The sequence below is a fragment of the Mycobacterium kyogaense genome, from assembly GCF_036946525.1.
In the GTDB taxonomy this organism is placed as follows: Bacteria; Actinomycetota; Actinomycetes; order Mycobacteriales; family Mycobacteriaceae; genus Mycobacterium; species Mycobacterium kyogaense_A.
The window spans coordinates 1-13,385 of the sequence record NZ_JAQIIY010000044.1 but is presented as its reverse complement, the minus strand read 5'-3'; the positions used below and the strand labels follow the sequence as shown (position 1 = coordinate 13,385).

At 68.9% G+C, this 13,385-nt stretch carries 16 protein-coding genes and 1 pseudogene; 10 read left to right on the top strand and 7 right to left on the bottom strand.

What is annotated here, in order from left to right:
• The 5 genes and pseudogenes from bfr to PGN37_RS26650 form a co-directional block, all read left to right on the top strand.
• The coding region (gene bfr, locus PGN37_RS26670; protein WP_335333961.1) for a bacterioferritin at positions 1-447 on the top strand (447 nt) is incomplete at its 5' end.
• 19 nt (positions 448-466) lie between these two features.
• A complete protein-coding gene (locus PGN37_RS26665; protein WP_335333960.1) occupies positions 467-949 on the top strand; it encodes a carboxymuconolactone decarboxylase family protein in 483 nt (160 codons plus the stop codon).
• A gap of 29 nt (positions 950-978) precedes the next feature.
• Positions 979-2,333: pseudogene (locus PGN37_RS26660) on the top strand (glutamine synthetase family protein).
• Positions 2,334-2,401: 68 nt separating this feature from the next.
• Positions 2,402-2,758 (top strand): ArsR/SmtB family transcription factor, encoded by a 357-nt coding sequence (locus PGN37_RS26655; RefSeq protein WP_335333959.1) that lies wholly within the window; start codon positions 2,402-2,404, stop codon positions 2,756-2,758.
• A 2-nt stretch (positions 2,759-2,760) separates the two neighbouring features.
• Positions 2,761-3,240, top strand: a complete 480-nt coding sequence (locus tag PGN37_RS26650) for an SRPBCC family protein (RefSeq protein WP_335333958.1) — start codon at positions 2,761-2,763, stop codon at positions 3,238-3,240.
• Between the two features lie 4 nt (positions 3,241-3,244).
• On the opposite strand, the gene PGN37_RS26645 is transcribed toward PGN37_RS26650, so the two are convergent.
• Positions 3,245-3,688, bottom strand: coding sequence for a nuclear transport factor 2 family protein (locus PGN37_RS26645; RefSeq protein ID WP_335333957.1), 444 nt, complete (start codon positions 3,686-3,688; stop codon positions 3,245-3,247).
• On the bottom strand, positions 3,678-5,468 hold the full coding sequence (locus PGN37_RS26640; RefSeq protein ID WP_335333962.1) for an N-acyl-D-amino-acid deacylase family protein: 1,791 nt from the start codon (positions 5,466-5,468) through the stop codon (positions 3,678-3,680). The genes PGN37_RS26645 and PGN37_RS26640 overlap by 11 nt, the downstream gene beginning before the upstream one ends.
• A gap of 107 nt (positions 5,469-5,575) precedes the next feature.
• Between PGN37_RS26640 and PGN37_RS26635 the strand changes: the two genes are divergently transcribed.
• The 3 genes from PGN37_RS26635 to PGN37_RS26625 all read left to right on the top strand — a co-directional run bounded on the left by PGN37_RS26635 (position 5,576) and on the right by PGN37_RS26625 (position 8,309).
• Complete coding sequence (locus PGN37_RS26635) at positions 5,576-6,508, top strand: dienelactone hydrolase family protein (RefSeq protein WP_335333956.1); 933 nt, start codon at positions 5,576-5,578, stop codon at positions 6,506-6,508.
• A gap of 93 nt (positions 6,509-6,601) precedes the next feature.
• Positions 6,602-7,708 (top strand): glycosyltransferase, encoded by a 1,107-nt coding sequence (locus PGN37_RS26630; protein WP_335333955.1) that lies wholly within the window; start codon positions 6,602-6,604, stop codon positions 7,706-7,708.
• A 94-nt stretch (positions 7,709-7,802) separates the two neighbouring features.
• Entirely contained in the window at positions 7,803-8,309 is a 507-nt protein-coding gene (locus PGN37_RS26625) for a hypothetical protein (RefSeq protein WP_335333954.1), read from the top strand.
• Here the strand turns inward: PGN37_RS26625 and PGN37_RS26620 are convergent, their stop codons facing one another.
• The 3 genes from PGN37_RS26620 to PGN37_RS26610 all read right to left on the bottom strand — a co-directional run bounded on the left by PGN37_RS26620 (position 8,310) and on the right by PGN37_RS26610 (position 10,360).
• Positions 8,310-9,614: a cytochrome P450 gene (locus tag PGN37_RS26620; RefSeq protein ID WP_335333953.1), complete on the bottom strand. Its 1,305-nt coding sequence runs from the start codon at positions 9,612-9,614 to the stop codon at positions 8,310-8,312.
• A gap of 17 nt (positions 9,615-9,631) precedes the next feature.
• Complete coding sequence (locus PGN37_RS26615; RefSeq protein WP_335333952.1) at positions 9,632-10,027, bottom strand: hypothetical protein; 396 nt, start codon at positions 10,025-10,027, stop codon at positions 9,632-9,634.
• A gap of 87 nt (positions 10,028-10,114) precedes the next feature.
• Positions 10,115-10,360, bottom strand: coding sequence for a hypothetical protein (locus PGN37_RS26610; RefSeq protein ID WP_335333951.1), 246 nt, complete (start codon positions 10,358-10,360; stop codon positions 10,115-10,117).
• A gap of 207 nt (positions 10,361-10,567) precedes the next feature.
• Between PGN37_RS26610 and PGN37_RS26605 the strand changes: the two genes are divergently transcribed.
• Positions 10,568-11,452 carry a cyclopropane mycolic acid synthase family methyltransferase gene (locus PGN37_RS26605; RefSeq protein ID WP_335333950.1) on the top strand — a complete coding sequence of 295 codons (885 nt, stop codon included), beginning with the start codon at positions 10,568-10,570 and terminating at the stop codon, positions 11,450-11,452.
• Here the strand turns inward: PGN37_RS26605 and speB are convergent, their stop codons facing one another.
• Together speB and PGN37_RS26595 are read right to left on the bottom strand one after the other, a co-directional pair.
• On the bottom strand, positions 11,453-12,505 hold the full coding sequence (speB, locus tag PGN37_RS26600) for an agmatinase (protein WP_335333949.1): 1,053 nt from the start codon (positions 12,503-12,505) through the stop codon (positions 11,453-11,455).
• Positions 12,506-12,521: 16 nt separating this feature from the next.
• Complete coding sequence (locus PGN37_RS26595; RefSeq protein WP_335333948.1) at positions 12,522-12,953, bottom strand: acyl-CoA thioesterase; 432 nt, start codon at positions 12,951-12,953, stop codon at positions 12,522-12,524.
• 35 nt (positions 12,954-12,988) lie between these two features.
• On the opposite strand from PGN37_RS26595, the gene PGN37_RS26590 reads away from it, so the two are divergent.
• Positions 12,989-13,385, top strand: a 397-nt coding sequence (locus tag PGN37_RS26590; protein ID WP_335333947.1) for a pyridoxal-phosphate dependent enzyme, incomplete at its 3' end; no start/stop codon positions are given.

The following is a 13,385-nucleotide window of genomic DNA, read 5'->3' as shown; positions in this document are numbered from 1 at the left end:
ACGAGCGAACTGACGGCGATCAACCAGTACTTCCTACATTCGAAGATGCAGGACAACTGGGGCTTCACCGAGCTGGCCGAGCACACCCGCAAGGAATCCTTCGAAGAGATGGTCCACGCGGAGAAGATCACCGACCGCATCCTGCTCCTCGACGGTCTGCCCAACTATCAGCGGCTGTTCTCGCTGCGAGTGGGTCAGACCGTGCGCGAGCAGTTCGAGGCCGACCTCGCGATCGAGTACGAGGTGGTCGGGCGGCTGAGGCCCGGTGTGATGATGTGCCGGGAGAAGGGCGACGCCACGTCGGCCACGCTCCTCGAAGAGATCCTCGCCGACGAGGAACTGCACATCGACTATCTCGAGACACAGCTGGAGCTGATGGGCAAGCTGGGCGAGGAGCTGTACCTGGCCCAGTGCGTCTCCCGTCCGCCCAGCGTGGGCGCAAACTAGAACGCGTTACACTTCGGCCATGAGCCGAATCGGGGACTTCGCCGACGACGACGTGACCGGCTTCGCGGTGACATCGCCAGAACTCGGGGCCGCGATGGCCCGGTTCAGCAATGCGGTGTACACCAAGAACCGCTTGCCGATGCGCACCCGCGAGGCCGCCCGCATCGTCATCGCGTACGCCAACGAGTGCGTCACGTGCCAGAACACGCGTGATGGCGAGGGCGAGGCCAACGGCATCACCGAAGAGTTCTACGACTACGCCACGCAGTGGCGGACGTGGCCGGGGTACAGCGACTCCGAACGCATCGCGATGGAGTTCGCGCACCGGTTCGCGACCGATCACACCGGGCTTCGTGACGACGAGGACTTCTGGGCCCGCGCCAAGGAGCACTTCGACGACGAACTGCTCACCGACCTCGCGATCTCCTGTGCGATGTGGGTCGGGATGGGTCGCATGCTGCGCACGCTCGACATCGGACAGGCCTGCGCGATCACGCTGTGAGCGCGGCGGCCCGACGGCACAATGACCGCATGGCCGCCAAACCGCTCGCCGCCGCGGCGATCGCCCAGCTCGAATCCGACGGTGTCGCGACGCTGATCGGCACCGTCGTCAACCCCGCCGGGCTGATGCACGCCAAGACCGTTCCGCTGCGCCGCATGGGGTCGTTCGCCGATCCCGGGCTCGGCGCCAGCCCGGTGTGGCACGTGTTCACGATCGACAAGGCCGGCATCGCGCTGACCCCCCGCCACTGGCGTGGTCGGGGACCAGCGCATCCGGATCGATCTGAGCGCACTCCGCATTCTCGGCGACGGATTCGCCTGGGCGCCCGGCGATTTCCACGGTCAGGACGGAACAGTAGATCCGTTCTGCACGCGCGGCACCCTGCGGCGCGTCGAGGAGAGGCTCGCCGAGGCCGGGTTGCAGGCGTTGGTCGGCCATGAGATCGAGTTCGTGCTCGTGGGGCCGGACGGCGCGGCACTTCCGGCCGACCTGTGGGCTCAGTACGGGCTGGCCGGCGTGCTGGAGTTCGAGGGCTTCGTCCGCGATGTCACGGCCGCAGCGACGGCGTCCGGGGTCGCCATCGAACAGTTCCATCCCGAATACGGGGCCAACCAGTTCGAGGTCTCCCTGGCGCCGCTGCCGCCCGTCGCCGCGGCGGACCAGGTCAGCCTGATGCGCATCATCATCGGCCGCGCCGCACGCAAGTACGGTGCGCGCGTCAGCCTCTCGCCCGTGCCGTTCGCCGGGAGCGTGGGATCGGGGGCGCATCAACACTTTTCGCTTGTCCGCGACGAGACAACCGCTGCTCTCCGGTGGCGACGGACCCGCAGGCATGACCGACGAGGGTGCGTCGGCGGTGGCGGGCGTGCTCGCCGGCCTCGCGGACGCGCAGGGCGTGCTGGGCGGATCCATTCTCTCGGGGTTGCGGATGCAGCCCGGGAGCTGGGCCGGCGCCTACGCGTGCTGGGGCACCGAGAACCGGGAAGCCGCTGTGCGTTTCATGACCGCAGGACCGGCGAACGTGTACGGCGCCAACGTCGAGGTCAAGATCATCGACCCGTCGGCGAATCCCTATCTGGCCTCGGCAGCTGTGCTCGGTCTGGCGCTCGACGGTATCGAGCAGGGCCGGAGCCTGCCTGCGGAGGTCGCGGTCGATCCGTCGTCGCTGTCGGAGGCGCAGCGCGCGGAGGCCGGTGTCACGGTGTTGCCCACCGATCAGCGGACCGTGCTCGACGCTCTGGACCGCTCGACGACCCTGCGCGCGATTCTGGGCGATCCGGTGGTCGACGCGGTGCTGGCCGTGCGCCGCTACGAGAGCGACACCTACGGGCACCTGAACGCCGACGAGCTCGCGGAGAAGTTCCGCCTCGCATGGAGTGTTTAGGCGCGGCCGAGCGCGGCTGACTCCGAAACCCTTGACAACATACAACCGATTGGTTGTATGTTGTCGGAGTGGACGTGCTCGACGAGGATCGCGCAGACGCGCTGTTCCATGCTTTGGCCGACCGGACGCGGCGCGACATCGTGCGCCGTGTCCTGGCGGGCGAGCACTCGGTGTCCACGCTGGCGGCCCAGTACGACATGAGCTTTGCCGCCGTGCAGAAGCACGTCGCCGTGCTCGACCGAGCCGGGTTGATCACCAAGCGGCGGCGCGGCCGGGAACAACTGGCCAGGGGTGAGGTCACCGCGATCCGGTCGGTGGCCTCGCTACTGGCCGAGCTCGAACAGGTGTGGCGCGGCCGCATCGCCCGCATCGACGACCTCCTCGCATCTGAAGTCACCGCATCCGAGAACACCCGAGAGGAATGACCATGCCCGTCACCGATGTCCACCACGATCTGGACGCCCGCAGCCTGACGATCACCGCCGACTTCGCCGCGCCCGTCGAGCGCATCTGGCAGATCTATGCCGATCCGCGTCAACTCGAGAAGATCTGGGGCCCACCGGAGTACCCGGCAACCGTGGTCGATCACGATCTGAGTCCCGGTGGCCGCGTCACGTACTACATGACGGGCCCGGAGGGGGAGAAGTTCGCGGGCTACTGGGAGGTGACCGCGGTCGACGAGCCGCACGGGTTCAGCTTCGACGACGGTTTCGCCGAACCCGACTTCACCCCGAAAACCGATCTGCCGGTGTCGAAGAACGTCTTCACGTTCACCGCCAGCGACGGGGGCACCCGCGCAACCTACGTGAGCACCTACGCCTCGGCCGAGGCGCTGCAGCAGGTCCTCGACATGGGCATGATCGAGGGCGCCACGTCGGCCATCAATCAGATCGACGGGCTGGTCTGAGGCCTCACACCAGGCCGGTGGCGTCGAACACCCAGGACATGTCCGCGGTCGCGAAGTCTTCGAGCCAGCTCGGCGGAGCATGGTTGGCAAGCGCCCCCATGTCCCAGTAGTCCTTCCACAGTGAGACCTTGCCGTCTGTCACCCGGTGCACGGTGACGAACGGCAGGTCTGCGGACTCGCCTGTCGGCCAATGCCATTGCTCGTGATGCTCGTACATGACGTCGGTCCCGTTGCTGACCATCAGGCCGGGGAAGTTCTCGTAGGACGCCAGGGGTTCCAGGCCGATCTTGAGTCGTTTGACGATGTCGACCGGTCCGCGCGCGGCAGCGGCCGGGCCGACCGGCACATCGAGGTAGATGCAGTCGTCGCTCAGCTGCGTCATGACACCGTCCCAGTCGCGCGCCGAGAGCGCCGTCCACAGGGACGAGACGGTCTGCTCAGCCGACACGGGTCAACTCATCGGCGGACGCCGGCAGGGCCCGGACGCGGTGCGCGGCGCGCAGGAACCGGCCGGTGCGGTGCGTACCGACGAGGTCGGTGAGCGCACCACCGCGGAACACCGTGCGCCCGCCGACCAGGACCGCGACCACCGTCTCGTCGTTGCGGTTGACCATGCGGGGGAGGTCGCCGTACTGCTCGACCGGCGATTCGGCGTAGCGGTCCAGTGATTCGTCGAGACGCTCGGGATCGATGACCACGATGTCGGCGCGGTCGCCGATGCGCAGGTGTCCGGCGTCGATGCGGTACCAGTCCGCCAGTTCGCCGGTCAGCCGGTGCACCGCGGCCTCGATGCTCATGAAGGGCTTGCCCGCGCGTTCGGCGTCGCGGACGTGCCGCAACAGCCGCAGCCCCATGTTGTAGAACGCCATGTTGCGCAGGTGGGCACCGGCGTCGGAGAACCCCATCTGCACACCGGGATCGCGTGCCAGAGCCTTAAGCACCTCCGGCCGGTGGTTGGAGATCGTGGTCCGCCACCGCAGCGCCGTGCCGTGGTCGAGCACCAGATCGAGGAAGGCGTCCACCGGATGCAGCCCGCCGCGATCCCGCCCGACCTGACCGAACGACTTCCCGATCACCGAGGCGTCGGGGCAATCCACGATCTCGGCGTCGAAGAAATCCCGATGCCACACCCGCATGCCGAACTTCGCGTCGTAGTCGCGGCGGAACTGGCGCCGGTAGTTCTCGTCGCGCAGCAGGGCGTTGCGCTCCACCTCGTCGCGCAGGTGCAGGGCGGCCGCTCCGGCGCCGAACTCCTCGAAGATCACCAGATCGATGCCGTCGGCGTACACCTCGAACGGCACGGGCAGGTGTTGCCACCGGAAGTCGCCGCCCAGCCCGTTGACCAACCGGGCGAGCGGACCGAGGATCTTGACCGCCACCGGGTTGGACTTGACGTCGGCGGCCGAGAGCAGGCTGGTCTTGAGAGGATTGCGCACGATGCCCAGGGACTGGAACGCCTGCGAACCGATGTTGAACGGGTTCTCGATGTCGGGTCCGGACTGCAAAACCCGACCCGCGCGCCGCAGCAGTGCCTTGAGCCGGCGCAGCTCCCGCGGCTTGGCGTAGGTCGAGGGAAGGGTCCGGGACCGGCACACCTCACCGTCGAGCTTGTCGAAAAGCAGTTGTTGCGAGGACATTCCGACGAATCCGGCGCGCAGCGCCTCGGCGAGCATGCGCTCCATCTGCGCCTGCTCGTTGTTGGTGGGGCGCTCCTCGGGGCGGGTGGCGCGGTCCAGGCCCATCACCGCGGCGCGCATGTCCGAGTGACCGATGAACGCGGCGACGTTGGGCCCCAGCGGCCGGTCCTCGAGTGCGGCGATGTACTCCTCGCCGTTGCGCCAGGTCTTGTGCTGCTCGATCGCCGCGACCACGTGCTCGCGGGGAATCGCCTCGACCCGGCCGAAGATGTCGCCGGCGTCGCCGCCGTCGACGTAGACGGTCGAGAGCGAACACGAGCCGAGCAGCACGGTGGTGACGCCGTGGCGCAGCGACTCCGACAGCGCGGGCCCGCTGAGCACCTCGACGTCGTAGTGGGTGTGGATGTCGAGCATGCCGGGCAGGACCCACTTGCCGGCCGCGTCGATCGCGTGGGCACAGTCGGCGTCGGCGAGGTCGTCCTCGGTGATGGCCGCGACGTGGCCGTCCTTGATCGCGATGGTGCGGATCGCCGACGGGGCTCCGGTGCCGTCGAACCAACGTCCGTTGCGGATGATCGTGTCGTAGGTCACAGCGCTGCTCACGTTCCCATCGAACAGGTCGGCAGGACACGTGTCAACGGAATCGTGAACACATTTCTACGATTGTCTACCGAGCCCGGCGGCGCATAATCGAGGAGGTGACGCCGCTGCAGCGCTATATCGCCGAGGAAATCGCTACCGATCACGTCGAGGGTCTGCTGTCCCGGCGCGAGGCACTGCGCCGGCTGGCCCTACTGGGGGTGAGCGCGGCCAGCGCATCGGCGCTGATCGCGGCCTGTTCCGACAACGCCCGCACGGCCCCGGCCAGCTCGTCGACCCCGTCAGGGTCCTCGGGCACGCCCGACTCCGCATCGCCTGCCCCACGGCAACCCCCCGGGCAGGCCGGGGCGCTACCCACCACGCCGGTGACCTGGACCGGGCCCGCCGGAGCGCTGCAGGGTGCATGGGCGGAGGCCGCCGACGCGCGCGGGGGCATCCTGGTCATCCACGAGAACAAGGGCCTCACCGATTGGGTGCGATCGGTCGCCGGGCGGCTCGCCGGCGCCGGGTATTCGAGCCTTGCCATCGACCTGCTGTCGGATCGCGGCGGCACCGCCACGTTCACCGATCCCGCGGCCGCCACGGCCGCACTCGGCGAGCGCCCGCCGGCCGACATGGTGGCCGACCTGCAGTCCGGTATCGCCGAGGTCGGGCGCCGCACCCCCGGGCGCAAGCTCGCCGCGATTGGGTTCTGCATGGGCGGGGGACTGGTGTGGCGCCTCCTCGACACCGGGGCCCCGCAGCTCGCAGCGGCGTTCCCCTTCTACGGGCCTACCCCCGATGACCCCGATTTCTCGACGTCGGCAGGGGTGGCGGTGCTCGGCTTCTACGGCGAGCTCGACCAGCGCGTCAAAGCCACCGAACCGGCCGCCCGCGCCGCCCTCGAGAAGGCCGGGCTGGTGCACGAACTCGTCACCGAGCCGGGTGCCAACCACGCGTTCTTCAACGACACGGGAGAACGGTTCGACCAGACTGCAGCCGACGACGCCTGGCGCCGCACGCTGGACTGGCTCGTCACGCACGTGGGCTGACTCCCGTCCGCCGCCAGGGGCCGCCACCGGGTGTTCGGCGACGCGCCACCCCGCCGTCGACTTCCGCACATCCGGACACGCTCTGATGCCACCATGCGGGTCGTCCAGGTGGCCAACTTCTACGGGCCTCGATCCGGGGGCCTGCGCACCGCGGTCGATCGACTCGGCGCGGAGTACCGCGCCGCGGGGCACGACGTGTTCCTCGTCGTCCCCGGCCCGCGCCGCGAATGGACGGCCGCCGCCAGCGGCGTCGTACGAATCACGTTGCCGGCATTCGAGATTCCGCTCACCGGCGGCTACCGCGCGGTGTCTCCGCGGCCCGTGACAGCCCTGCTCGAGGCGCTGGGCCCCGACGCGCTGGAGGTGTCCGACCGGCTGACGCTGCGCTCGCTGGGGCCGTGGGGCCGTCGCCACGGCGTGTCCACGGTGATGATCTCCCACGAACGGCTCGACCGGCTCGTCGGCCAGGTCCTACCGACGCGGTGGGCGCGTGCAGTGGCCGACGCCGCCAACCGCCGCACCGCCGACAACTACGACGCGGTGGTGTGCACGACGACGTTCGCACGGGAGGAATTCGACCGCATCGGTGCGGCGAACGTGGTGACGGTTCCCCTCGGCGTCGACCTCGACCAGTTCCATCCGCGCCGCCGATCCACGGCCGTGCGGGCGCGGTGGGCCGGACCCGGACAGACGCTGCTGGTGCACTGCGGCCGACTCTCGATGGAAAAGCATCCGCATCAGAGCATCGATGCTGTTGCCGCGCTGCGTGATTCGGGTGTCGATGCCCGCCTGGTGGTCGTCGGGGACGGGCCGCTGCGGGCCCGCCTGCAACGGCAGGCGCGGGGGCTTCCCGTCGACTTCGCCGGATACGTCGGGTGCCGAGACACCGTGGCGGCCATCCTCGCCAGCGCCGACGTGGCTCTTGCGCCGGGTCCGCACGAGACCTTCGGGCTGGCCGCGCTCGAAGCGCTCGCATGCGGAACGCCCGCCGTGGTGTCTCGGACCTCCGCACTCACCGAGATCCTCACCCAGGACAGCGGGGCCGTCGCGGACAACGATCCCCGCGCCATCGCGCACGCCGTCGCCGCGGTGATGGGCCGACCCGAAGAACACCGCAGGCGCAGCGCCCGCCGTCGTGCCGAAGAGTTCACCTGGCCGCGCTCGGCGGCCGGGATGCTCAGTGCACTGCGCCTGCACTAGCGGCGCGGTTTAGCCCCGCAACCGCCCGGGCATCCGACCGCATATTGATGGGGTCGTCAACGCCGGACGGCCCCGCACAAGCCGAGGAGCCGTCATGGACAGCAACAACACCGTGTGGATCGTGGTGGCCGCCGTCGCCGCGATCATCGTCATCGCCTTGATCGTGTTCCTCGCCCGCCAGTCCCGGAACAAGCGCCGCGCCGCGGAAGCCGACCGTATCCGGGAAGAGGTCCATCACGACAGCCAGCGCGTGCAGCGTCAGGCCACGCTGGTGGAGGAGACCGAGGCCAAGGCCCGCGCCGCGCAGGCCGAAGCTGATGCCAAAGCCGCCGAGGCCGCGCGCCTGGCGGAGACCGCGGCGGGCCGGCGCGACGCGCTGACCAGCTCTCAGCAGAACCTCGATGAGCGCCGCGAGCACGCCGACAAGCTCGACCCGCGGACCCGCCGGTCAGACACCGACGTGACGGCCGAGGACAACGGCGTGGTGACCGGCGGACGCCACAGCAGCCACGACGGCCAGCGGGACGGCTACCACGACGGTGTCGCCCGGGACACCGGACGCGACACCCATCGCGTCAGCCCCGACGTCACCAGGAACTGATCAGACGGTCCACGCGACCGGTAACCGCTTGATGCCGTGGATGAACGCCGACTGCAATCGGTCGGGTTCACCGACCGCCCGCAGATCCGGCACAGCGCGGTGCAGCTCCTCGAACGCCACCGTGATCTCGCGGCGGGCCAGGTTGGCCCCGAGGCAGAAGTGCGCCCCGCCGCCACCGAATCCCACATGCGGATTCGGATGGCGGCGCACGTCGAACGTCCACGGATCGTCGAACTTCGACTCGTCACGGTTGGCCGATCCGTACCACAGGCTCACCTTGTCGCCGGCGGCGATCTGCACGCCACCGATCTCCACGTCGCGGGTCGCGGTCCGTCGCATGTACGCCACCGGCGACGCCCACCGGACGATCTCCTCGACCGCGGTCGGGGCGATGGCCGCGTAATCGGCCCACCACAGGTCACGTTGCTCCGGGTAGCGGCTGAGCGCCAGCACGCCATGGCTGATCGCGTTGCGAGTCGTCTCGTTGCCCGCGACGACGAGCAGGATGAAGAAGGACGCCACCTCGGCCGAGGTGAGCCGTTCGCCGTCGAGTTCGGCGGCCACCAGGGCGGTCGTCAGGTCGTCGGCTGGATGCTCGCGCCGGTCCTCCGCGAGCGCGGTGGCATAGGCGCCGATCGCCATCGCAACGGAGACGAACTCCTCGAAGTCGGTCGCGATGTCAGGATCCCCGAATCCCAGGATCACGTTGGTCCAATGAAAGACCTGCTGATGGTCGGACTCGGGGATGCCCATCATGTCGCAGATGATCTGCAGCGGCAGCGGCCCGGAGAACTCGGCCACCAGATCGGCACGGCCGTCGGGGTGGCCCGCCACCATGTCCGCCACCAGCCGCGCCGCCCGCGCACGGACCGAATCTTCGATCATTGCAAGCACTTTCGGGGTGAACGCGCTGCGGACGATGTTGCGCAACCGGGTGTGGCGGGGATCGTCCATCGCGATCATCGAGCCGAAGTACTCGGCCAGCTCGGGCGATTGATCCCCGATCACGATGCCGAGCGCCGAGCTGAAGATCTCCGGATGCCTACTGGCGTAGAACACGTCGTCGTAGCGGGTGAGCGCCCAGTGACCGGCCACCTCGGCGTCCGGGTCGGCCACGAAAGCCTCGAAGAACCGGATCGGCGCCTCCCGCCGCAGCGTGGCGAACGCCGCGTCACGGATGTCGTCGTCGAGCCCCCAGAATTCCCACGACCCCAGGTCGACGTCGGCGAGCGCGATGTGCGGCGGGGGAGTTCCGTTCACCCGGGTGAGATCCCCGAGTGTCGTGCCGAGTTCGGGGCTGCTCATGTGACCCGAGCGTAGCGTCAGGGCCGCGCTTGGTGACCCTTTCGGCCGTGTGTGCGGCGGTCCTCCTTCATTCGCGCCTCGTGAAGGTGACGTTTCCCGCCGACCAGGTCATCGCGCACGCGCTTCTCGTGGTCGCGCACGACCTGCCAGTAGCCGTCGTCGAACTCCTCGATGACCTGGAAGGTCCATCGTCCGTGCAGCACATTGCGGCCCACGACCTCTGTTTCGATGCGCTCGGCGACCTCGCCGTGCCCCGCCTCACGTAGCGCGTCGCACGCCTCCCCGAGCAGAAGGTCCGCATGGCCCATCAGCTGATGGAACGAATAGAGATGTCCGCGAGCGCGTTCCACCCATTCGAGCGCCTCGGTCACCTTGCCGACGGCCTCCACCGTGGCATCACTTGCGTCAGTCACGTCAGCGAATTACCCGCTCGCCGCTCGTGCAATCGCGGCGGGTGTGTGGCGAGTGTCTGACGGCCCGGGGGGGACCTCAGTCGGGGGTCAGCGGTCGACGTCGTCGTCGATCGGGACGTCGATCGTCTGCTCGATCAGATCGGCCTCACTGGCCTGCCAGTCCCGCTCGCCGGCCACGCGGTCGACATCTCGCCAGGCGCCGTCTGCAGCCTCGTCATAGGCCGCGTCGTCGGCCGCGTCGTCGGCCGCGTCGGCGGGGTCGGCCGGCACACGCTGCTCGGCCACGTCAGCTTCGGGGGCATCGTCGAACGGATCGTCCTGGGGTCGGGTCACAGGCGGTTCACCTCCGAGAGTCGATGGGCGGTTCGGCGGTCTCCCCAGGATAGTTCGCCGCGCGCCGCGGCGGACATGCGCGCGCGGCGATTCACGGTCGCCCAGCCTGCTCGGGTACTGTGCGTAGCAACTTTCGCCCCGGACGAGACAGGCCCTCGAAGACGGTGGGGCCATCTCGCAAGCACTCGAGATTCAAAGGTCAGTGATTTGCCAGACACCACCAACGGAACCCAGGACCTGACTCCGCATTTCGAGGACGTCCAGTCGCACTACGACCTGTCGGACGACTTCTACCGGCTGTTCCTGGACCCCACGCAGACCTACAGCTGCGCCTACTTCGAGCGCGACGACATGACGCTCGAAGAGGCTCAGCTCGCCAAGATCGATCTGTCGCTGGGCAAGCTCGGCCTCGAACCCGGCATGACGCTGCTCGACGTGGGCTGCGGCTGGGGCGCGACGATCAAGCGGGCCGTCGAGAAGTACGACGTCAACGTGGTCGGACTGACGCTGAGCCGCAACCAGCAGGCCCACGTCCAGAAGGTGCTCGACGGGCTCGACAGCCCCCGCAGCAAGCGCGTGCTGCTGCAGGGGTGGGAGCAGTTCCACGAGCCGGTGGACCGCATCGTGTCGATCGGCGCGTTCGAGCACTTCGGCCGCGACCGCTACGACGAGTTCTTCAGCCGGGCCTACGACGTGCTGCCCGCCGACGGCGTGATGATGCTGCACACCATCGTCAAGCCCGACGACGACGAGTTCACGGCCAGGAACCTGCCGGTCACGATGACCAAGATCAGGTTCTTCAAATTCATCATGGACGAGATCTTCCCCGGCGGTGATCTGCCGCAGCCGGTCAAGGTGAAGAGCCACGCCACCAAGGCCGGCTTCGGAGTCGGGCTGGTTCAGCCGCTGCGGCTGCACTACGCGCGCACGCTGGACCTGTGGGCCGCCGCGCTGGAGGCCAACAAGGACCAGGCCATCGCGATCCAGTCCGACGAGGTCTACGAGCGGTACATGAAGTACCTGACCGGGTGCGCCGATCTGTTCCGCGACGGCTACACCGACATCTGCCAGTTCACGCTCACCAAAGCCTGATCAAGGCTTGAGGTAGGACCGGGCCGGCTGGCCCGGTTCCCCGCCCGCCGCGTCGCGGCGCCGGGCCGCCATACCGGCGAGCGCCTCGAACACCACCCGATGGGCGGCATTGACCGTCAGCTCGGCACGGTCGTAGGCCGGTGCCACCTCGACGACGTCGACGCCGGCCACGTCGTGCTCGTAGCAGAGCTGTCGCACCATCCGGAGCAGGTCAGCACTGGTGATGCCCCCCGGCTCGGGGGTGCCGGTGCCGGGCGCGTGCGCCGGGTCGAGCACGTCGATGTCGACCGAGACGTAGAGCTTGTCGGCCTTGGCCAGCGCTTCGCCGACGGCGTCGGCCATCACCGCCTTGAAGCCGCGTTCCCAGATCTCCTGCATCGTGTGCCAGGTCATCTTCTGTTCTTGCATCCACTCGAACGTGTCCTGCGGCGGCCAGTAGCCGCGCAGCCCGACCTGCACGAAGTGCGAGCCGGGCACCGCGCCCGACTCGATCAGCCGCCGCATCGGCGTGCCGTGGCTGGCCAGGTTCCCCTCGATCTCGTCGGCGGTGTCGGCATGGGCGTCGAAGTGCACGATGCCGACGTTGCCGTGGCCGTGCATGTCGGCCACTGCGGTCGCGGCCGGCCAGGTGATCGAGTGGTCACCGCCCAGGATCACCGGCACGATGCCGCGGCTGGCGATCGCGTGCACGCGCTCCTTGATGTTCTGGTGCGACACCTCGGTCTGCCCGTGCGGGCAGTACGCGTCACCGAAGTCGACGACCTCGAGCCAATCGAAGATCTCCAGCCCGAGGTCCATGTGATACGTCCCGGGCTCGTAGGCCGTGGCGCGGATCGCTCGCGGACCGAAGCGGGCGCCGGGACGGTTGGTGGTCGCGATATCGAACGGGGCGCCGACGATCGCGACGTCGGGTTTCCACGAGTCGAGCTGGGCGGTCTCGGTCAGAAACGGCCGGTGCCCGAACGACGCCACGCCCGCGTAGGCGAGTTCCAGCTGTTCGACCATGCCGGGCGGAAGATCGCGCTGGTGTCCGTGATCGTGACCGTGGCCCATGGGAGGACCGTACCGGTCATCCCGCGCCGCGGCCGGTCAATGCGGTGCGCAGCACGTCCGGCACCGGTCTCTTGGCCCAGTCGTCGGTCGACACCACCACGTAGGTGTTGGCTCCGCGCACCGCGACTTGTTCGTCGTCCTCGGAATCTCCGGCCGCCCGGCGGCGCACCGCGAACTCGACGGTGAAGCTCGTGGTGCCCACCCGCGTGCAGGCGGCGCTGACCCGTACGACGTCGCGCCAGCGCACGGGGGCGGCGAAGTCGATCTCGCTGTGGACGACCTGGAAGTCGTAACCCCCGGCGAGCATGTCGGCGTAGGTGGCCCCGCAGTGCTCGAAAAGGCCGGTGCACGCCTCGTCGAACCAGGTGAGGTAGTGGCCGTTGAACACCACTCCCTGCTGGTCGATCTCTGCGTAGCGGGGCACGACGGGCAGCGAGTATCCGGTCATCATCGACGACTGTAGGGGTGAGGCAGACTCGAGCCATGCAGCTCGTGACGATCGACGACATCCGCGCTGCCGCGCAGCGCATCCGCAGTCACGTCGTGCGGACTCCGCTGGTGCCCGCGCCGTGGGGTGACCCCGAGCGGCCGCTGTGGATCAAGCCCGAGAATCTGCAGGCGATCGGCGCGTTCAAGGTGCGCGGCGCGTTCAACGCGCTGACCGCCGTGATGGCACAGCCCGGGTCCGTCACCGACGTGGTGGCCTACAGCAGCGGCAACCACGCCCAGGCCGTCGCCTACGCCGCTGCCACCTTCGGCCTGCGGGCGCACATCGTGATGCCGGACGAGACGCCCGAGGTGAAGGTGGCCGCGACCCGGGCACACGGGGCGCGCGTGCTGCTGTGCGGAGCCGGCCAGCGCGAGACCGTCGCGGCCGAGG